The organism is Ensifer sp. 38_S197, from assembly GCF_056924495.1.
In genome coordinates, this window is sequence record NZ_JBXOVZ010000002.1 from 3,691,773 (window position 1) to 3,711,142 (window position 19,370).

Here is a 19,370-nt window from a genome sequence, read left to right on the forward strand (position 1 = left end):
GCTTAACCGACTCTGCCATAAGGGTTTTTTGGCAGTGTCCACAGGTGGAAAACTTTTCAGGTTTTATTAACCAGCCTCAACGGCGTTTCAGACGATCCAGGACAAACGACAGCAAAACGCCCGCGAAACCAGTTCGCGGGCGAAGTAAAAACGCTGAAATACCGTTATTTCGGCGGAATCGCGTTACTTGCCGGCCTCGGCGAGACGCGCTTCCAAAGCCTCGATGCGGGCGAGCAGCGCATCGTTTTCCTCGCGCGCCTTGATCGCCATTTCCTTGACCATCTCGAACTCCTCGCGCTTGACCACGTCGAGCGAGTTCAGCGCCCGTTCGGCCTGCGCGCGGAAGGCGGTCTCGACCTCGCGGCGCACGCCCTGGGCGGCACCTGCGGCATCGGTCATCATCTTGGCAAAGTCATCCAGAATGCGGTTGGCGCCTGTGCTCATCGTCGCGATCTCCATTTCAGTCGTCGCCTCGCATTGCGATGCGGTCATGAATTTCAGGTAGGGTCAGCGGCGAGCGGATGCAAGGAAAATCACATGCCAAATCACGCCGCCGTGTACCAGGCGCACGCACAGGCGCCTTGACCCGGCGGAAATCGCTCGCCATGTTCCGCCAAACAATCGGCCCTTGCACAAGAAAATAGATACGAGAACATATCTTGGAAACTTTAGCGGCCCGCCTCGCCATTCTTCCCTTCCCCGAAATCGACCCCGTCATCTTCCAGATCGGGCCGCTTGCCGTTCATTGGTACGGGCTCGCCTATGTCGCGGGCATCCTGATCGGCTGGTTCTATGCGCGCCGCCTCGCGATGAATACTGCGCTCTGGCGCAACGAGACCCCCGCCGTCACGCTGCAGCAACTCGACGACTTCCTGCTCTGGGCCGCCGGCGGCATCGTACTCGGCGGCCGCATCGGCTACATCCTCTTCTACGATCTGGGCTCCGTGCTCGCCAATCCGATCCGCGCCATTGAGATCTGGAACGGCGGCATGTCGTTCCATGGCGGTTTCCTCGGCACCACGCTCGCCATGATCATCTTCGCGCGGCGCAACGGCATCGTGCTCTGGAGCCTATTCGATATCGTCGCTGCCGTCGTCCCGATCGGGCTGTTCTTCGGCCGCATTGCCAATTTCATCAACGGCGAACTCTGGGGCCGGCTGTCATCGATGCCCTGGGCAATCGTCTTCCCGACCGGCGGGCCCTTTGCCCGCCACCCGAGCCAGCTTTACGAAGCGGCGCTGGAAGGCCTGGTGCTGCTCTGTGTGCTCGCCTGGTTCATCTACCGCCGCCAGGCGTTGAAATCGCCGGGCCTTGTCACCGGCATCTTCGTGCTTGGCTACGCCTTGAGCCGTATTTTCGTCGAATTCTTCCGCGAACCGGACGCCCAGATCGGCTATCTTGTCGGCGGCTGGCTGACGATGGGCATGCTGCTCTCGCTGCCGATGGCACTGGCCGGCATCTGGGCGATCGCCCGGGCGCGCCGCGCGGCCGCAGCCTAAGCGCGGAATGAGGAGGAACGGTGCGTGCGGCTCCTGCCGCACCCCGTCAACTGGGCGAACGCATGACGACACCACTCGCGGACAAGATCAAGGCGCTGATCAAGGCTCACGGGCCGATCAGCGTCACCGATTATTTCTCGCTTTGCCTTGCGGATCCGGAGCACGGTTATTACCGGGTGCACGAACCTTTCGGCAGGGAGGGCGATTTCATCACGGCGCCGGAAATCAGCCAACTCTTCGGCGAGATGATCGGCATCTTCCTCGTCCACGCCTGGCAGCAGCACGGCAAGCCCGAAGGCGCCGTCATCGCCGAGATCGGCCCCGGCCGCGGCACGATGATGGCCGACATGCTGCGCGTCGTGCGTCGCCTCGCACCGGAGCTCTATGCGTCCGCTGGCGTGCATCTCGTCGAAACCAGTGAGCGCCTGCGCAAGATCCAGTCCGAAACCCTTGCCGCCCATGGCAACAAGGTCGAATGGCACGCAAGCTTCGAGACTTTGCCCGAAGGCTTCCTGCTGCTTGCCGCCAACGAGCTGTTCGATGCGATCCCGATCCGGCAATTCGTGCGCACGACACAAGGGTTCCGTGAGCGCATGGTCGGCCTCGACGCGAACGACGAATTGACCTTTGCTGCCGGCGTCGCCGGCATCGACCCGAGCCTGCTGCCGACGCCGGCACAGGGCGTCGCCGAAGGCACGATCTTCGAGATCGCCCCTGCCCGCGATGCCGTGATGTCCGCCCTTTGCGAGCGGCTGAAGATCAGCGGCGGCACCGCCGTGATCATCGATTACGGCCACCTTGCCACCGGCTATGGCGATACGCTGCAGGCCGTTCGCAATCACGAGTATGATCCGCCACTCGCCAATCCAGGGCGGGCCGATCTCACCAGCCATGTCGATTTCGAGCAGCTCGCCCGCCGCGCCAAGACCGACGACGTGCAGATCAACGGCCTTGCCCACCAGGGCGATTTCCTCGTGGGGCTCGGTCTTCTCGATCGCGCCGCGGCACTTGGCCGCGACAAGGACGCCGCGACGCAAGAGAGCATCCGCCAGGACGTGGAAAGGCTCGCCGGCGCCGGTGCCGGAAAGATGGGCGAACTCTTCAAGGTCCTCGCCGTCAGCAGCCCGCCGGTACCCCTGTCACCCTTCCGAAGACCGAAGGCCTGACGCGGCAGCCCAACGCACGGTGCATGATGACCACCACGATGAGCATGAGCATCAGCATCGTCAATCCGAGGAGTGGACCCTCACGTCTCGCCGTCTCCCCTCATTCCCCGTTGCCGCGCCGCCCGGTCGATCTCCTGCGCCCGCTCGATCGCTGCCTCGCGCGCTTGCGTGTCCACATCCCCGCTGTGATCGAGCTGCTCGGCGACGACGTCGAGTTCCTCGACATCCTTGAGCCGATCTGGCCATTCACGGGTCCGCAGGCAAACGATGCAACGGATGATCTCGGCCAACCCCTGCAGCAGGACGAGACCGCCGGCGACTGGAATGACGGTCTTGAAGTAGTGGATGGGCGGCCCCTCGGCCATCACGTTGGAATGCTCGCCGATCCGCCAGGAAAGCGCTGCGTAATCGTAGCCGGCGTAAACGAGCGCGGTGACGCCGGGCAGAAAGAAGAGGATGTAGAGGACCAGATCAAGAGCGGCCTGCGTGCGCGGCCTCATGGAACTGTAGAGGAAGTCGCCGCGCACATGGGCATTCTGCGCCAGGGCGTATGCGCCTGCGAGCATGAACGGCGTCCCATAGAACATGTTGCTGGCGTCGAATATCCAGGCCGTCGGCATCCCTCGTCGTTCGGGAATTGACAGCCCAGCCATCGCGGGTCAACATCGCGCCGGCAAATCAGCCGCCAGTCGCCGGGCCGGAGCGCGCGCCCAAACCCATTGAATTTATTCATAAAGCAAAGGCAAATATACCGATGCAGCATGACGCCGCGCTTTCTCCCGTGCAAAGCTCGCTTTTCAGCGAGAAGGTCGGGCCGGCAATCGCCCACGGCTATTTCACCCGCCAGGGGGGCGTTTCCGAAGGGCTCTATCGCGGCCTCAATGTCGGCCTCGGCTCGAAGGACGAAAGAGCCCATGTCAACGAGAATCGCACCCGCGTCGCCGGCTGGTTCGGCGCGCCGCTGGAGCGGCTGGCGACCGTGCACCAGGTCCATTCTCCCGACGCCGTCATCATAGACGGAAGCTATGACGGCGCGCGGCCCGAGGCCGACGCGCTGGTGACGGCGACACCGGGCATCGTGCTCGGTGTTCTGACGGCCGATTGCGGCCCAATTCTCTTTGCCGATCCTGGAGCCAATGTCATCGGCGCGGCCCATGCCGGCTGGAAGGGGGCGCTCGGCGGTGTGCTCGAAAGCACGATCGACGCGATGGTGACGCTCGGCGCTCGGCGCGATCGCATCGTCGCCTGCCTCGGCCCGTCGATCAGCCGCCGCAACTACGAGGTCGGCGCCGAATTCGTCGAGCGCTTCGTCTCGTCGAACGAGAGCTACGCATCCTATTTCAGGCCGTCCGACCGCGACGGCCACGCAATGTTCGACCTGCCGGGCCTCACGATCCGCAGGTTGACCGAAGCCGGCGTTACCGCCGAAAATCTAGATATCTGCACCTATGCCGACGAGGAGCGTTTCTTCTCCTACCGTCGGACGACCCACAGGCAGGAACCGGACTACGGCCGACAGATTTCCGCCATTTGCATACAGGGGACCTGACATGGCGCTTCATTTTGCCCAGGAAGAATATGCAAGCCGTCTTGAGCGGCTGACCGAGAAGATGCGCGAGGAGAAGCTCGATGCGATGCTGCTCTTCGCCCAGGAGAGCATGTACTGGCTGACGGGCTACGATACCTTCGGCTACTGCTTCTTCCAGACGCTGGTCGTGAAGAAGGACGGCTCGATGGTCCTGCTGACGCGCTCGGCCGACCTGCGCCAGGCACGCCACACCTCCAACATCGAGCGCATCGAGATCTGGGTGGACCGGGCCAATGCCGATCCGACCCTGGACCTCAAGAACCTCTTGAGCGAACTCGACCTGCTCGGCTGCCGCATCGGCGTCGAATATGACACGCACGGCATGACCGGCCGCGTCGCCCGTCTGCTCGACCGCCAGCTCCAGACCTTCGGCGAACTGATCGACGCCTCGCTCCTCGTCAGCCGTCTGCGCCTCATCAAGAGCGACGCCGAGATCGCCTATGTCGAGAAGGCGGCCAGCCTCGCCGATGATGCGCTCGAAGCCGCACTGCCGCTGATCCGTCCCGGCGGCAACGAGGCCGACATCCTCGCGGCGATGCAGGGCAAGATCCTCGCCGGCGGCGGCGACTATCCGGCCAACGAGTTCATCATCGGCTCCGGCACCGACGCGCTGCTCTGCCGCTACAAGTCCGGGCGCCGCGTGCTCGACAGCCAAGACCAGCTCACGCTCGAATGGGCCGGCGTCAGCGCTCACTATCATGCCGCGATGATGCGCACCGTCGTCATCGGCGAGCCGACCAACCGTCACCGCGAACTCTACAGCGCCTGCCGCGAAACCATCCAGGCGATCGAGATGGTGCTTCGTCCCGGCAACACCTTTGGCACCGTCTTCGACATGCATGCCAAGATCATCGACGAGCGCGGCCTCGCCCGCCACCGCCTGAATGCCTGTGGCTATTCGCTCGGCGCCCGCTTCTCGCCCTCCTGGATGGAGCACCAGATGTTCCATGCCGGCAACCCGCAGGAGATCGAGCCGAACATGTCGCTGTTCGTGCACATGATCATCATGGATTCCGACAGCGGCACCGCCATGACCCTCGGCCAGACCTATCTCACCACCACGGATACGCCACGCGCGTTGTCGCGTTACGGCCTGGACTTCATTTCTGCTTAGGGAAATCCGCCTAGAATTGCTTTGAACTGGCAGACGACAGGAGACCATTTCAGGAAACTGCCGCGAAGAAACGGACGGTTGACCATGCGAAAGCTCTCGACGCCCCTTTTCAGCCTTGGCCTGCTCATCGCCTTGGCCGGCTGCAACAGCACCGACATGCTGACGCCGCAGGTCGACGTCGGTGGCGGGACCTTCCGCTCGCCGCCGGTGACGCAATCCGACCTCGACTCCATGTCCAGCCAGACCGCCGTCGCTCCGGTGCAACGGGCGCCCGTCAGCCAGACCACGGCCTTCACCACGGAGCCGGCCCCGTCGAACACGCCGACGGCCTATGCCATGGGCGACGCGACCTATACCGATCCGGCCGGCACGCTCGAAGGCCAGGCAAACAGGCTTGCCGCCGGTTCCGCTCCGGTACAGAGCATGACTCAAGCCCAACCGACGCCGGTGCAGCAGACCGCGGCCGCAGCCGAGACCATTCAGAACCAACCGAGCGTCGCTTCGCTGCCGAAGGCAAGCGCGGCCGCCAGCGGATCGATCCGTTTCCTGCCGATCATCGGCGCGCCGGTTCAGGCGGTCACGCCGCTCTCCAAACAGCTCGGTACCGAGGCACGCGCACATGGCCTGACGATCAAGGGCTCGGCCGACGCCAGCAGCGAACATATCCTCAAGGGCTACTTCTCGACGCTGAAGGACGGCGACAAGACCACCGTCGTCTATGTCTGGGACGTGCTCGACGGCGGCGGCAACCGCCTGCACCGCATCCAGGGACAGGAATCGGTTCCCGGCGGCGGCGCCGACTTGTGGAGCGGAGTACCGGCGACAACCATGCAGGGAATCGCGACAAAAACCATCAACGCCTACCTCGAATGGCGGCAATCTCAGGCCGGTTGACACAAAGTTTTTAGGATATTGGCCTTCGCGGCGCAGCATTCCCCTTGCATTCAAGTTCAGTCTCGCTAAAAAGCGGCCGATCAGCTCTGAACGGCGGCCATCCGCAAAGAATGTCCGCGATTGGAATGGCTCTCGGAATCTGCGCGGAACACACCGCTCCCGGAAAAGTGCCGGACGGTGACCGCGCCAGCTCAAGGCGGTCCGTCAATGAAGGTTTTCGCAGGCAATTCGAACCGGCTCCTGGCCGAAGCGATCTGCAACTATCTCAACCTGCCCCTCGGCAAAGCGACAGTACGCCGTTTCGCCGATCAGGAAATCTTCGTCGAAATCGGCGAAAACGTGCGCGGCGAGGATGTCTTCATCATCCAGTCGACCTCCTTCCCCACCAACGATCACCTGATGGAACTGCTCATCATGATCGACGCGGTGCGCCGCTCCTCCGCCCGCCGCATCACCGCAGTGCTTCCCTATTTCGGCTATGCCCGCCAGGACCGCAAACCCGGTCCGCGCACGCCGATCTCCGCCAAGCTCGTCGCCAACCTGATCACCGAAGCCGGCGCCGACCGCGTACTGACTCTCGATCTTCATGCCGGACAGATCCAGGGCTTCTTCGATATCCCGACCGATAACCTCTATGCGATCCCGATCCTGGCGCGTGACGTCAAGGAAAACTACGACCTCAAGAACGTCATGGTCGTTTCGCCGGATGTCGGTGGCGTGGTTCGCGCCCGTGCACTCGCCAAGCGCCTCGACTGTCTGCTGGCGATCGTCGACAAGCGCCGCGACCGTCCGGGTGAATCGGAAGTCATGAACGTCATCGGCGACGTGAAGGGCAAGGACTGCCTGCTGATCGACGACATCGTCGATTCCGGCGGCACGCTCTGCAACGCGGCCGAAGCGCTGCTGAAAAACGGCGCAACCAGCGTCACCGCCTACATCACCCACGGCGTCCTCTCCGGCGGCGCAGTTGCCCGTGTCACCTCGTCGATGCTGAAGGAACTGGTCATCACCGACTCGATTCAGCCGACGACGGCCGTCCAGTCCGCCCACAATATCCGGGTGATCACGACGGCAGGCCTGCTCGGCGAAGCCATCAGCCGCACCAGCCAGGAAGAGTCGGTATCGAGCCTCTTCGACTGAGGTCGTTTCCAACTCGGCAATTCATGAACGCCGGCGCCAAGCGCCGGCGTTTTTTGTTGTGGAGATGCCGCTATTTCCCGAGAGCCTGCGCCACCGGCTGGTCGACGAGATTGTCGATGAACCAGTTCGGATAAACCGGCGCGGGCACGGTCTCGGCATCGAGCGCGGCGATTTCCGCCGGCGTCAACGCCAGATCGGCCGCGCCGAGATTGTCCTTGAGCTGGTGCGGCTTGGAGGCGCCGAGCAGCACGCTCGTCACCGCCTTCTTTGCCAGCAGCCAGGCGATCGCCACCTGCGCCACGCTCGCCCCATGGTGATCGGCGATCACCCGCATGCGTTCCACCAGCTTGAAGCCCTGCTCCTTGTCAAAGGGCAGGATGTCGAAGCCGGAATAGCGGTTGTCCGGATCGCCGAGATTTTCGCGCGTGTATTTGCCGGAGAGAAAGCCTGAAGCGAGCGGGCTCCAGACCGTCAGCCCCAACCCGTACCGCTGCATCATCGGGATGACGTCACGCTCCACATCGCGACCAAGCAAGGAATAATGCATCTGGCCATGGGTGAAGGGCGCCAGCCCGTTGGCCTTCTGAAGCTCCATTGCCGCCGCTACCTTCCACGCCGACCAGTTGGAAAAGCCGATGTAGCGCACCTTGCCGGACCGTACGACCGCGTCGAGCGCGGAAAGCGTTTCCTCAAGCGGCGTGTACGGATCCTCCTTGTGGACGATATAGGTATCGATCCAGTCCGTACCGAGGCGCTTGAGGCTCTGGTCGACCGACCAGAGGATATGGCGGCGCGAGAGGCCAGCCTGGGTGAACGGCGATCCGGTGCGAAAGCCGACCTTGGTGGCGATCACCACCTCGTCGCGACGCGACTTGAGCGCTTCGCCGAGGATCCGTTCCGACTGCCCGGAGGCATAGGCGTCGGCCGTGTCGAAGAAATTGATGCCCGCATCCAGCGCCTGCCCGACAAGGGCGTCGGCCACTTCGGCATCAGTCTTGTAGACGGCGCCAAGGCTGCGATCGCCGGCGGTAAAGGTCATGGCGCCGAAAGCAAGGCGCGAGACCGCGAGACCGGTATTTCCAAGCGTCGTATATTGCATGTCGTTCTCCATCTTCCTCATAGACCGATTGGATGCAGAGAACATGCCGAAGTTGATTCTTGCGAGAAACAGGCTTTATCTTTAAAGCTCTGGAAGAAAATCTTCATAATCGGCAAATGGCGAACGATCCCTTCAACGGATTGCGGGAGTTTCTGGCGGTCGCGACGCACAACAGCTTCACGGCGGCGGCGGCGATGCTCGGCGTCACGCCCAATGCCGTCAGCCAGACGATCAGAGCGCTGGAAACCCGTCTCGGCCTGCAACTCTTCGTCCGCACCACGCGGCGCGTCGCGCTGACCGAAGCGGGCAGCGCTTTCCTCAAGCGCGTGCGCCCAGCCGCCACCGAGATCGTCGATGCCTATGAATTGCTCGGCGACTTTCGCGACCGGCCCATGGGCAACCTGCGGCTGACCGTGCCGCGCATGGCGATCCCGCTGGCTCTGACCCCGCTCCTGCCGCGCTTCCGGCAGGCTCATCCCGATGTGTCGGTGGAAGTGGCGATCGACGATGCGGCTGTCGACATCACCGAGCGCGGCTTCGATGCCGGCATCCGCATCGGCGAGGCGGTCGAACGGGACATGATCGCAGTGCGACTGACACCCGACATCACCTGGGCAGTGGTCGGCTCACCCGCCTACTTCGTGAAGCGAGGCCGGCCGCAAACGCCCGAAGAGCTGACGCGCCACGAGGCGATCCGTTATCGCTACCCGGCGTCCGGCACGATCTACCGCTGGGAGTTCGAGCGGGAGGGACGCGATTTCTCCGTCGACGTACCCGGCGGGCTGACCGTCAACGATTTCCAGATGCTCGTGGAGATGGCGGAAGCCGGCACCGGGCTCGCCTACCTGCCGGACCTTTCCGTGCACGACGCCGTCACAAGCGGACACCTCGAACGGGTGCTCGAAGCCTACCTGCCGACGTCGCCCGGCCTCTTCATCTATTTTCCGGCGAAGGCGCAGACCCAGCCCAAGTTGCGGGCGTTCCTCGATCTGGCGGCAAAGATGGTGCGGGAGCGGAGGTAGGTCACCTCAGCGCCCACGAAAGATAACGACGCACCCCTCGCCGCCATCAAACAGCCGCGACCGCGTCAGGAACCGCTTCTCCCGTCCATTGTCGAGCGAGAACATGCCGCCCCTGCCCGGCACCACGTCGATGATCAGTTGCGTGTGCTTCCAGACCTCGAATTGGCTGGCGCTGATATAGACGGGTGCGCCGCCGATCTCGCCGAGCTTCACGTCATTGTCGCCGACGATGTAATCATCAGCCGGATAACACATGGGTGACGAGCCGTCGCAGCAGCCGCCAGACTGGTGAAACAGGATATCGGGGTGATCGCGCCGGATTTCGGCGATGAGGTCGAGCGCCGCATCCGTCGCCAGCACGCGGGGTTCGCTGGTCCCGGTATCTTCCGTCAGTTCGGTGGGCATTGGCGAGCCTCCAAGCTCAGGCGCGGTCGATATTGGCCGGCTGAGGCGCGGGTGGAGAGCACGCCTCAGCCTACGCTCGAGCTCGAGGAAGGGTGGAGACGACCTCCCTCCCGCTCGTGTTGCCTTCCCCGGCGGCAGGGAAGGCAGGTTCCGATCAGAAGAAGCCGAGCGCCTTCGGGCTGTAGCTCACCAGCATGTTCTTGGTCTGCTGGTAGTGATCGAGCATCATCTTGTGCGTCTCGCGGCCGATGCCGGACTGCTTGTAGCCGCCGAAGGCCGCGTGGGCCGGATAGGCGTGATAGCAATTGGTCCAGACGCGGCCGGCCTGGATTTCACGGCCGAAGCGGTAGCAGCGGTTGGCATCGCGGCTCCAGACGCCGGCACCGAGGCCGTAGAGCGTGTCGTTGGCGATCTCCAGCGCCTCGGCTTCCGTCTTGAAGGTGGTGACCGAGACGACCGGCCCGAAGATTTCCTCCTGGAAGATCCGCATCCTGTTGTGCCCGCGGAAGACGGTCGGCTTGACGTAGAAGCCTTCCGACAGTTCGCCTTCCAGCACATTGCGGCCGCCGCCGGTCAGCACTTCGGCGCCCTCCTGCTTGCCGATGTCGATATAGGAGAGGATCTTTTCGAGCTGCTCGCTCGACGCCTGCGCGCCGATCATCGTGGCGCTGTCGAGCGGATTGCCCTGGCGGATCGCCTCGACGCGCTTCACCGCCCGTTCCATGAAGCGGTCATAGATGCTCTCCTGCACCAGCGCCCGGCTCGGGCAGGTGCAAACTTCGCCCTGGTTCAGCGCGAACATGGCAAAGCCTTCGAGCGCCTTGTCGAAATAGTCGTCGTCCTCGGCGAGTACGTCGGCGAAGAAGATGTTCGGCGACTTGCCGCCGAGTTCCAGCGTCACGGGAATGAGGTTCTGGCTGGCATATTGCATGATCAGGCGGCCGGTCGTCGTCTCGCCGGTAAAGGCAATCTTGGCGATGCGCGGGCTGGTGGCGAGCGGCTTGCCGGCCTCAAGGCCGAAGCCGTTGACGATGTTGAGCACGCCCGCCGGCAGCAGATCGCCGATCAATTCCGCCCAGACGAGGATCGAGGCCGGCGTCTGCTCGGCCGGCTTCAACACGACGCAGTTGCCGGCGGCAAGCGCCGGCGCCAGCTTCCACGCCGCCATCAGGATCGGGAAGTTCCAGGGAATGATCTGGCCGACGACGCCGAGCGGCTCGTGGAAGTGATACGCGACCGTGTCGTGGTCGATCTCGCCGATCGAGCCTTCCTGGGCACGGATGCAGGCAGCGAAATAGCGGAAATGATCGATGGCGAGCGGAATGTCGGCGGCCATGGTCTCGCGGATCGGCTTGCCGTTGTCGAAGGTTTCAGCGCGCGCCAGGAGTTCGAGATTGTCCTCCATGCGGCCGGCGATCTTCATCAGGATGTTAGAGCGCTCGGCCGCCGAGGTCCGGCCCCATTTCTCGCGAACCGCATGGGCAGCATCAAGCGCCAGCTCGATATCGGCGGCATCCGAGCGTGCCACCTGGCAAAGCACACCGCCCGTCACCGGCGTCGTGTTGTCAAAGTAGCGGCCGGCCACCGGCTCGCGCCATTCGCCGCCGATGAAGTTGCCGTATTTCTGCTTGAACGGGCTTTCGACGATCTTCTGATGCAACATGGTCATTCCTCCCTGAGAACCAGCAACGGAGCTGTGAGAGGAAGGTGAGGCGGATCCGTCATCTTCGATAGTGAGGCGCAATCGCCCGCAAGACGATCTGTTTCAGAATTGAGACAGCTTGGCTCCATCGAGCGTGCTGCAATGCAGCAAGCAGGGAACGGCAACGGTCAGAAGCTGCCCCTCATTCCCCTGCCAGGACCTTCTCCCCGTCACAACGCGGAGAAGGTTGGGATGAAGGGCATTCCCCACGGTGAGGAGATCAATTCACCGATAGCCGCTTCATCTTGCGGTAAAGCGTGGCGCGGCTGATACCGAGCAGCTCGGCCGCCATGGAAACGTTGCCGTTGGCACGCGAGAGAACGCGGCGAAGGGCGGCGCGCTCCGCATCTGGTAGCTCGCCCGCGTCGCCGGACGTGTCTTCCCTGAGAAGATCGGAGGCCGGAACTCCGGCAGCAATGCGTTTGTCGTCGAGATCGAGCCATTGCCGCGCGGCACGTGTGGCGCCGAGCACGAGGTCATCGCGGTCGACGGCGAGAAGCGCTGGCCCGGCGCGATCCACCGGAACCAGCACGATGCGCGCACCGGCGAAGGCGCGGCGGAAGAGGCCGGCCTCGATGCGCGCTGCGGCATCGCGAACCGCCTGCGACAGGATCGACATGGTGATCTCCGAGGCATCGTCGCGGCAGGTGGAAATGTCGATGGCCGCCGCCAGCCGGCCGCGGTGGTCGCGGATCGGCGCGGTGGCACAGCTCAAGCCGATGTTGCGGCTGAGGAAATGCTGGTCGCGCTGGATGACGACGGCGCGCTCGTCGGCGATCGCCGTGCCGATGCCGTTGGTACCGACGCTCGCCTCGCTCCACACCGTTCCCGACCAGAGCCCGACGCCACGAAAATCCGCGTCGTCGCCGACCGCACCGCGCCGTTCGAGCGCCACGCCATCATCATCCGTGAGGAGCAGGCAGCAGCCGGCCTTGCCGACGGTCGCAAACAACCGGTCGAGCTCGATGCCGGCCTCCGCCAGCAATTCACCCGAACGTTCGCGGACGGAGAGAAACTCGCTGTCCAAGAGCCGAAGCGGCGTACGCGCTTCCTCCGGAGCAAGCTTGTGCAGGGTCATGCAGCGGCGCCAGGACGCCGCCACCGGCGAACTCGCCGCGGCCGAAGGCTGGTGCGCGACCCGATAGACAAGTTCCGAATGATCCCTGACGACAGGCATCGCCTTCCTCCCTGAAAGCGTCGACCGGCGAAGACCGATGCGGCCGATCTCCCAAACGGCGCACCTGCTTGGGCGGCACTATAGCCAACGATCTCCGCAAAGGTCCAGCCAGACGAAGGTTCGAGAGCCCAAGTATCCGTCAGCGAGTTTGATCGGTGCATCACGCCGCCGATATCGACAGCCGGCCCGAATGTGGTAGGCGAAAGGATCAATCGCCGCGACTCAACCAACAACAGCCGGTTGCCGCCATGTTTCGTGACTTTTCGCTCCAGAGCCTTTTCATGGGCCTGCTGATCGCCTTCGTCGGCTTCGCCAGTTCCTTCGCCGTCGTTCTGCATGGGCTGACCGGCGTCGGCGCCAGCGAAGCACAGGCCGCCTCCGGGCTGATGGCGCTGTCGATCTCCATGGGCGTCTGCGCGATCGTCATCAGCGCCGTCACGCGGCTGCCGGTCAGCATCGCCTGGTCGACGCCGGGTGCCGCGCTGCTCGCGAGCGCCGGGATCATCGAGGGCGGCTTCAATGCTGCCGTCGGCGCCTTTCTCGTCTGTGGATTGCTCGTGGTCATCGCCGGCCTCTGGAAGCCACTCGGCCGTCTGGTTTCGACCATCCCTGCCCCGCTCGCCAATGCCATGCTCGCCGGCGTGCTGCTCAGCCTCTGCTTCGCGCCGGTCAAGGCGATTGCCTTCAATCCTCTCTTAGGATTGCCGATCCTGATTGCCTGGGCGGTCGTCGGCAGCGTCAACAAGCTCTATGCGGTGCCTGCCGCGCTCGTCGCCTTCGTGCTCGTCATCGCCTTCGGTGTCGATATCCCCGAAGGAGCCCTTTCCTCCCTGTCATCCGCGCTGGTGCCGACCGTCGAGTTCGTGACCCCGCGGTTCAATGTCGCCGCCATGGTCAGCATTGCCCTGCCGCTCTTCATCGTCACCATGGCCTCGCAGAACATCCCCGGCATCGCGGTCCTGAAGGTCAACGACTATCACCCCGCCCCCGGCCCGCTGTTCGCGACGACCGGTGTCTTCTCCATGCTGAGCGCCCCCTTTGGCGGCCATGCGGTCAACCTTGCGGCGATCACGGCGGCCATGTGCGCCGGCAGCGATTCCCATCCCGATCGCGGCAGGCGCTACTGGTCTGCGATCAATGCCGGCGCCTTCTATATTCTCTTCGGCCTGCTTGCCGGCGTCGTCACCACCTTCGTCAGCCTTGCGCCTTCCATCCTGATCGAGGCGGTCGCCGGCCTCGCCCTCGTCGGCGCCTTCGCCAGTTCCGCCATGGCCGCCTTCACCGAGGCGAAGACCCGCGAGGCCGCGGCCATCACCTTCCTGGTCACCGCCTCCGGCGTCAGTTTCGGCGGCGTTTCCGGCGCCTTCTGGGGGCTGATCGCCGGCGGGTTGATGCTGGCGCTGGCGCGCCTTACCCGCAAAAAGGCCTGAACCCGCGGCAAAGCTTGCATTTGCGGGCGATCTCGTCTATGCAGCGCGCGTCCGCGTAGACACCCTTGGAGGCAACGCGGATGAAGCCCATGCGGCTTCGGTTCATCCGGCATGTCGGATGAGCTCTCCAGAATTAGACATAGAAAGGTCTACCCATGAGCCACGCAACTTACGAGCTCAAGGCCGAGACGCGCGAACGGGTTGGTAAGGGGTCCTCCCGTGAACTTCGCCGCAACGGTCTTATCCCGGCTGTCATCTACGGTGACAAGCAGGCCCCCCTTTCCATCGCACTCTCCACCAAGGAAGTGACGATGAAGATTCACGCCGGCGGTTTCATGACCACCGTCGCAACCATCGACGTCAACGGCGAAAAGATCCGCGTCCTTCCGAAGGACTACCAGCTGGATCCGGTCCGCGACTTCACCATGCATGTCGACTTCCTGCGCGTCTCCAAGGACAGCCAGGTCACCGTTGAAGTTCCGGTTCACTTCGTGAACGAAGAGAAGTCCCCGGGCCTGAAGGCCGGCGGCGTTCTCAACATCGTTCGCCACGAAGTCGAGCTCAACGTTTCGGCTGACGACATTCCGGAATTCCTGACCGTCGATCTCTCCGGCCTCAAGGTCGGCGACGCCGTTCACATTTCCAACATCAAGCTGCCGAAGGGCGCGACCCCGGTCATCACCGACCGCGACTTCACCGTTGCAACGCTTGTTGCTCCGGCCGGTGGCGTGAAGGAAGAAGCCGAAGGCGAAGCAGAAGCCTGATTGGCTTTCGGGTGACTGGCGAAAAGCCAGTCCCGCCGTACTTCATCGAGAGCCCGTCCCATTCGTTTGGGGCGGGCTTTTTGCTTTGGTCCACAGGCCTGTCGCCACCTGGCGCCGGCATCGCGTCTCATCATTTATCACGAAGCGATTTCAGCAACATTTAAGGTTTTGATGATGTTCTTCTGGCGGGGAAACTGGGGCTCAGACTGAAGAGAATCCGAATATGAGATGCGTGGCAGCACCTTCAAAGGCGTGCATCCGATGATGCACTCCGTGGAGAACCGATTTATTGCGATTGTCTGTGGCGCAATGCTCGTTTTCATTGCCCCGCTGCTCGTCCTCTTCCTGAGCATTTCCAGCGAACGCATCGCACGCGAGCGGATTCACAATATCGAACTGCTGATGGCCGCAAGCGCCGAGGCGCTGGGCAAGCCGATCTGGGATTTCGACAGCGACGGCATCAAGCACATCGCCCGCTCGCTGATAAACGGCACCGATATCCTCTCCGTCACCGTCCGCGACCAAACCGGCTCGATCCTCGCACAGATGCCGCTTGGCGGCGCCGTGCCCGGCGCCAAGGACCGGATCCTCGGCCTGCCCATTTCCTATCAGTCCATGGATGGGATGAAGGAGGTCGGCCGCATCGAAGTGAGAATACCGACGCCCGGCCTTCTGTCGCAATTCAGCAAGGACGAACTGGCGATCCTCGCCATCCTGCTCTTCGCCGTCGCCATCGTCTTCGCCGCAGCGCTCGTCGGCAATCGCTTCACCGTGATGCGCCCGCTGATGCGCCTGACGGCGGCGATCGAGGCGACCCGGCGGCTCGGCTCTCGTCACCGCGTCGACTGGACTTCCGACGACGAAATGGGCGCGCTTGCCGCCAACTTCAACGAGATGCAGGACCGGCTCGAGCGCGAGGAGACGGAACTGAAAAACGCGCACGAACGTGTCACCGACATCTACAACCTGACGCCGGCCATGCTGTTTTCGCTCGACGTCGACGGGCGCCTGCTCGCCGTCAGCGACTATTGGCTGCTGGCGACCGGCTACGATCGCGACGACGTCATCGGCCGCGACTTCGTCGACTTCATCGACCAGCACTGGCACGAGACCTATCGCAGCCACGCCAAGACGATCGCCGTCGGCGATCACGAGATCCGCGAGGTCACGGTCCCGTTCCGCAAGGCGGACGACGAACTGATGACGGTCCTGATCCAGGAAACGAAGGCGATCGGCCAAGGCAGCCTGTCGCTCTCGGTCATGACTGATGTCACGGCGCTGAAGCAGGCGGAAAGCCGCAACCACACCCAGGCGATCACCGACCACCTCACCGGCCTGCTCAACCGCCAGGGGTTCGAGGCAGCCCTCGACGACGCAATCCGCCAGGCCGACGAATGCGGCATGCAGCTCGGCTGCCTGTTCATCGATCTCGACCGCTTCAAGTGGATCAACGACAATTTCGGCCACGCGGCCGGCGACGACGTGCTGCGCCACACGGTCGAGCTCATCCATGATGCACTGCGCCCCGGCGATATCATGGCCCGTCTCGGCGGCGACGAATTCGCCATCCTGATTTCCGACACGGACGCCGCGGCGCTCGCGAGCGAGATCGGCGAGCGCATCGTTTCGGCGCTCCGCGAGCCGATGCCGATTGCCGGCAACGAACTCCTCGTCAGCGCCAGCGTCGGCATCTCGGTCTACCCGGCCCATGCGGAAAACGCTTCCGACTTGCTGCTCAAGGCGGATATGGCGATGTATGCGCGCAAGCATGATGGCAAGAACGGCCTGAAGCTGTTCGACGCCAGCATGCTCGACGCTTCCCGCGAACGCCATGAGATCGAACAGTGCATCGAAGCCGGGATGAAGGACGACCACTTCGAAGCCTGGCTGCAGCCGATCGTCAGCCTTGCCGACGGGCAGATCGCCGGCTTCGAGGCACTGATGCGCCTCAACCACCCGGAAAAGGGCCTGATGCCGCCGGGCAAGATCATCGGCATCGCCGAGGAGACCGGCACGATCGCGCGCATCGGCGACCGCATCCTCGAGAAGGCGATCCGCCATCTGGCGGCGGTCTCCGAGCTGGACGGCACGCAGGATACCTATCTGGCCGTGAACTTCTCGCCGCTACAATTCGAGCTGACGCTGCCGCACAAGCTCGCCGCCCTGCTGCTGAAGCACCATATTTCGCCGAGCCGGATCGTCGTCGAGATCACCGAGGCCGTGCTCATGCTCGACAATCCGGAAGTGCATGCGGTGCTGAAACAGCTCAACGAATTCGGCTGCCGCATCGCGCTCGACGACTTCGGCACCGGCTATTCGTCGCTGAGCTACCTCAACCGTTTCCCGGTCGATATCGTCAAGGTCGACCAGTCCTTCACCCGTTCTCTAAGCTCAGGCACCGCCGACATCCGGCGCAAGAGCCGCATGCTGATCAAGGGTATCCGCACCATCTCGCACCAGATGGGCTGCACCGTCGTCGCCGAGGGCATCGAGACGAAGGAGCAATGGCAGCTCCTGCGCAAGCTGGGCGTCGATTGCGGCCAGGGCTATCTCTTCAGCCGACCGATGCCGATCGAAAGCATGCTGAAGATGCTGGAAAGCGACTCGGAAGCAAAGGCGGCGACGGCCGCAGGCAAGCGGGCATGATGTTCGGCGCCAGCGGCCACGATCCCGATGGAGGTTCGGGACGCGGGCGTGTCGCGCGGACACCGCAACAAGCGGCAAAAGGAGGAAGGCACGTGAAGGCGCTGATCCCATTGTTTTTCCTCGGTCTCTTCACGACCGCGCAGGCGCAGACGATCAAGTTCGTCACCGAGGAGTACCCGCCTTACAATTTTTCGACCGAGAACGGTCCGAGCGGCGCCGCCGTCGACCAGGTCAAGCTGATCATGGAGCGGCTGAAACAGCCGTACACGATCGAGGTCCTGCCCTGGGCGCGAGCCTTCATGCTGGCCGAAACCGATCCCGCCTATTGCGTCTTCACCACTGGCCACGACGCCGAACGCGACAGGAAGTTCCAATGGGTCGAGCCGCTGCTCGTCGATCACATGGTGATGGTTCGCCATACCGGCTCCCACATAGCGCCGGCTTCGCTGGAAGCGGCGCGTCAGTATACCGTGGGCACGCAGCGCGAGGACTTCTCCGCAACCTATCTCAGGGACCACGGCTTTCCGAAGATCGACTATGCCGCCAACCTTGATTCCAGCCTGAAGAAGCTGATCGCCGGACGCGTCGATCTGCTGATGACGTCGGAAAAGACCTTCCAGATCATGCGCGCCGAGGGCAAACCGGTCGAAGCGGCGCTCGTGCTCGAGGGCAAGCTCTATGGCATCGCCTGCCACCGCGACGTATCGCGAGTAACCATCGCCGCGATGCAGCGCGAACTTGACCGGCTGGTCGGCGACGGTACCCAGGACGAGATCTTCAAGCACTATGGCCTGACGCCGAATGCCAGCCTGCATGCCGAGAAATAAGCGTTGACTTCCCCCGGGTACGATGATTTTGGATGGCCCCACCCCGAAATCATCGACGCGTGACGACATGCTGATCATCGCAGGGCTTGGCAATCCAGGTTCGAAATACGCCGCCAACCGGCACAATATCGGCTTCATGGCGGTCGACGTCATTCACCGCCGGCACGGCTTTTCCTCCTGGTCGAAGAAGTTCAAGGCCGAGATCGCCGAAGGCGAGATCGCCGGCGAGCGCGTGCTCTTGATGAAACCGCAGACGTTCATGAACCTCTCCGGCGAGGCGGTCGGCGAGGCCATGCGTTTCTACAAGCTGCAGCCGAAGGACATCACCGTCATCTATGACGAGCTCGACCTGCCCGCCGCCAAGGCGCGGATCAAGGTCGGCGGCGGCCATGGCGGCCACAACGGCATCAAGTCGATCGACGCTCATTGCGGCAAGGACTATCGTCGTCTGCGCCTCGGCATCGGCCATCCCGGCGTCAAGGATCTGGTGCACGCCCATGTGCTCGGCGATTTCGCCAAGGCCGACCAGACCTGGCTGGTGCCGCTGCTCGACGCGATCGCCGACAATGCCGACATGCTGGTGCGCGGCGAGGATTCCCAGCTCCTGAACAAGATCGCGCTCGCGACCGGCGGCAAGCCGGAAGCGGACAAGCCCGAATCCTCGAAGAAGCAGGGCGCGCAGTCCCACATCCATCAGGCGCGCAATTCAGCCCAGCCGAAGAAGCTGCCGGCGACCGGCCCGATGGCCGACATGCTGAAGAAGATGTTCGGCTCGAAGGGTGACTGAGCTCGCCTCTTCCCGCTTGCGGCGGACCATGATCCCGCGCTGGTCGCCGCCACAGATCCCACCGACACGGGCTTGGTTCGGTTCGACCACCAGCGGGCGTGACGTCCTCG

17 protein-coding genes and 1 pseudogene are annotated in these 19,370 nt (G+C 63.4%); 12 read left to right on the forward strand and 6 right to left on the reverse strand.

The genetic code is table 11. The features are described 5' to 3' along the window. Positions 1-183: 183 nt before the first annotated feature. On the reverse strand, positions 184-444 hold the full coding sequence (locus AC1Z3V_RS30960) for an accessory factor UbiK family protein (RefSeq protein ID WP_275024421.1): 261 nt from the start codon (positions 442-444) through the stop codon (positions 184-186). Between the two features lie 215 nt (positions 445-659). On the opposite strand from AC1Z3V_RS30960, the gene lgt reads away from it, so the two are divergent. Together lgt and AC1Z3V_RS30970 are read left to right on the forward strand one after the other, a co-directional pair. Beyond that, the gene (gene lgt, locus AC1Z3V_RS30965) at positions 660-1,499 is read left to right on the forward strand and encodes a prolipoprotein diacylglyceryl transferase (protein ID WP_429816046.1); all 840 of its coding nucleotides are present in this window, start codon (positions 660-662) and stop codon (positions 1,497-1,499) included. Positions 1,500-1,561: 62 nt separating this feature from the next. Beyond that, positions 1,562-2,665, forward strand: a complete 1,104-nt coding sequence (locus tag AC1Z3V_RS30970; RefSeq protein ID WP_483503829.1) for a class I SAM-dependent methyltransferase — start codon at positions 1,562-1,564, stop codon at positions 2,663-2,665. Positions 2,666-2,745: 80 nt separating this feature from the next. Here AC1Z3V_RS30970 and AC1Z3V_RS30975 read toward each other — a convergent pair. Continuing rightward, positions 2,746-3,285 (reverse strand): annotated as a pseudogene (locus AC1Z3V_RS30975) (TRAP transporter small permease subunit); the annotation flags it as partial. Between the two features lie 134 nt (positions 3,286-3,419). Here AC1Z3V_RS30975 and pgeF point away from each other — a divergent pair. The 4 genes from pgeF to AC1Z3V_RS30995 all read left to right on the forward strand — a co-directional run bounded on the left by pgeF (position 3,420) and on the right by AC1Z3V_RS30995 (position 7,401). Then, positions 3,420-4,214, forward strand: a complete 795-nt coding sequence (pgeF, locus tag AC1Z3V_RS30980; RefSeq protein ID WP_483503831.1) for a peptidoglycan editing factor PgeF — start codon at positions 3,420-3,422, stop codon at positions 4,212-4,214. Position 4,215: 1 nt separating this feature from the next. Next, positions 4,216-5,367, forward strand: coding sequence for a M24 family metallopeptidase (locus tag AC1Z3V_RS30985; RefSeq protein WP_483503833.1), 1,152 nt, complete (start codon positions 4,216-4,218; stop codon positions 5,365-5,367). A gap of 84 nt (positions 5,368-5,451) precedes the next feature. Continuing rightward, on the forward strand, positions 5,452-6,261 hold the full coding sequence (locus AC1Z3V_RS30990; RefSeq protein WP_483503835.1) for a hypothetical protein: 810 nt from the start codon (positions 5,452-5,454) through the stop codon (positions 6,259-6,261). Between the two features lie 207 nt (positions 6,262-6,468). Then, positions 6,469-7,401, forward strand: a complete 933-nt coding sequence (locus AC1Z3V_RS30995) for a ribose-phosphate pyrophosphokinase (RefSeq protein WP_065775021.1) — start codon at positions 6,469-6,471, stop codon at positions 7,399-7,401. A gap of 70 nt (positions 7,402-7,471) precedes the next feature. On the opposite strand, the gene AC1Z3V_RS31000 is transcribed toward AC1Z3V_RS30995, so the two are convergent. Continuing rightward, positions 7,472-8,500 carry an aldo/keto reductase gene (locus tag AC1Z3V_RS31000; protein WP_483503837.1) on the reverse strand — a complete coding sequence of 343 codons (1,029 nt, stop codon included), beginning with the start codon at positions 8,498-8,500 and terminating at the stop codon, positions 7,472-7,474. Between the two features lie 116 nt (positions 8,501-8,616). Between AC1Z3V_RS31000 and AC1Z3V_RS31005 the strand changes: the two genes are divergently transcribed. After that, on the forward strand, positions 8,617-9,522 hold the full coding sequence (locus AC1Z3V_RS31005; protein ID WP_483503839.1) for a LysR family transcriptional regulator: 906 nt from the start codon (positions 8,617-8,619) through the stop codon (positions 9,520-9,522). A gap of 6 nt (positions 9,523-9,528) precedes the next feature. Here the strand turns inward: AC1Z3V_RS31005 and AC1Z3V_RS31010 are convergent, their stop codons facing one another. The 3 genes from AC1Z3V_RS31010 to AC1Z3V_RS31020 all read right to left on the reverse strand — a co-directional run bounded on the left by AC1Z3V_RS31010 (position 9,529) and on the right by AC1Z3V_RS31020 (position 12,806). Further along, on the reverse strand, positions 9,529-9,927 hold the full coding sequence (locus AC1Z3V_RS31010; RefSeq protein ID WP_483503840.1) for a DUF779 domain-containing protein: 399 nt from the start codon (positions 9,925-9,927) through the stop codon (positions 9,529-9,531). Positions 9,928-10,081: 154 nt separating this feature from the next. Further along, complete coding sequence (gene adh, locus AC1Z3V_RS31015; protein WP_483503842.1) at positions 10,082-11,590, reverse strand: aldehyde dehydrogenase; 1,509 nt, start codon at positions 11,588-11,590, stop codon at positions 10,082-10,084. Positions 11,591-11,849: 259 nt separating this feature from the next. Then, entirely contained in the window at positions 11,850-12,806 is a 957-nt protein-coding gene (locus AC1Z3V_RS31020) for a helix-turn-helix domain-containing protein (RefSeq protein ID WP_483503844.1), read from the reverse strand. Between the two features lie 248 nt (positions 12,807-13,054). Here AC1Z3V_RS31020 and AC1Z3V_RS31025 point away from each other — a divergent pair, with 248 nt between their 5' ends. The 5 genes from AC1Z3V_RS31025 (at position 13,055) to pth (ending at position 19,260) form a co-directional block, all read left to right on the forward strand. Further along, positions 13,055-14,236 (forward strand): benzoate/H(+) symporter BenE family transporter, encoded by a 1,182-nt coding sequence (locus tag AC1Z3V_RS31025; RefSeq protein WP_483503846.1) that lies wholly within the window; start codon positions 13,055-13,057, stop codon positions 14,234-14,236. 155 nt (positions 14,237-14,391) lie between these two features. Continuing rightward, entirely contained in the window at positions 14,392-15,000 is a 609-nt protein-coding gene (locus tag AC1Z3V_RS31030) for a 50S ribosomal protein L25/general stress protein Ctc (RefSeq protein WP_429816091.1), read from the forward strand. Between the two features lie 261 nt (positions 15,001-15,261). Continuing rightward, positions 15,262-17,646 carry a putative bifunctional diguanylate cyclase/phosphodiesterase gene (locus AC1Z3V_RS31035; protein ID WP_483504186.1) on the forward strand — a complete coding sequence of 795 codons (2,385 nt, stop codon included), beginning with the start codon at positions 15,262-15,264 and terminating at the stop codon, positions 17,644-17,646. Between the two features lie 92 nt (positions 17,647-17,738). Beyond that, positions 17,739-18,473, forward strand: a complete 735-nt coding sequence (locus AC1Z3V_RS31040; protein WP_483503848.1) for a substrate-binding periplasmic protein — start codon at positions 17,739-17,741, stop codon at positions 18,471-18,473. 67 nt (positions 18,474-18,540) lie between these two features. After that, the gene (pth, locus tag AC1Z3V_RS31045; protein WP_429816097.1) at positions 18,541-19,260 is read left to right on the forward strand and encodes an aminoacyl-tRNA hydrolase; all 720 of its coding nucleotides are present in this window, start codon (positions 18,541-18,543) and stop codon (positions 19,258-19,260) included. The last annotated feature ends 110 nt before the right edge of the window (positions 19,261-19,370 follow it).